Genomic DNA, 580 nt, shown 5'->3' with positions numbered 1-580 from the left:
GTTGTAGGTAACCATGAGGAATTCATACTAGATGAAGATAATTCATCACCATATAAACGCTCTATTTGGGAAAGAAATGGTGGGGGGTGGTGGTTTTCACTCACTGATGAGGAGCGCCAAGAGTGTCGAACCCTTATCATGAACAATATGAGCGTCACTTTATCGGTAGAGCTTGAGGATTATCATGTTGGGGTTATTCACTCTGAGGTTCCAATGAAGACATGGCCTGTCTGTGATGCTGTTTTAAATGAATGTCGGCGTGAGATCCTATGGGGGCGAAATGTAATTTCATCTAAGGACGAAAACTTAATATCAGGAGTTGATTATATTATTTCTGGACACACCCCTGTAGACTACCCACGATTTGTAGGGAATCAACTATTTCTAGATACCGGCTCTGGTTACTCTCCAAGTGAGCGCATTAACAATCCACATCTCACTGCTTGTAAAATTAAAAAAGGAGAGTTTGAGTTCATGCATGCCACTGCATTCACATGTACCACTTCAAAAATAAACCTGACCTAAAAACAATATTATTATTAGGCTGTAATTCTTAATTGGCAGTTTAGTTAGTGGGGAG

General features: G+C 40.2%; 1 protein-coding gene. It reads left to right on the top strand.

The annotated features are described in order from the left end of the window. The coding region (locus LG31_RS21190) for a metallophosphoesterase family protein (protein ID WP_202963001.1) at positions 1-525 on the top strand (525 nt) is incomplete at its 5' end. Between the last annotated feature and the right edge of the window lie 55 nt (positions 526-580).

Origin of the sequence: Aeromonas lacus (genome assembly GCF_000764665.1) — a bacterium.
In the GTDB taxonomy this organism is placed as follows: Bacteria; Pseudomonadota; Gammaproteobacteria; order Enterobacterales; family Aeromonadaceae; genus Aeromonas; species Aeromonas lacus.
This window is presented reverse-complemented; position numbering and strand designations above follow the sequence as displayed.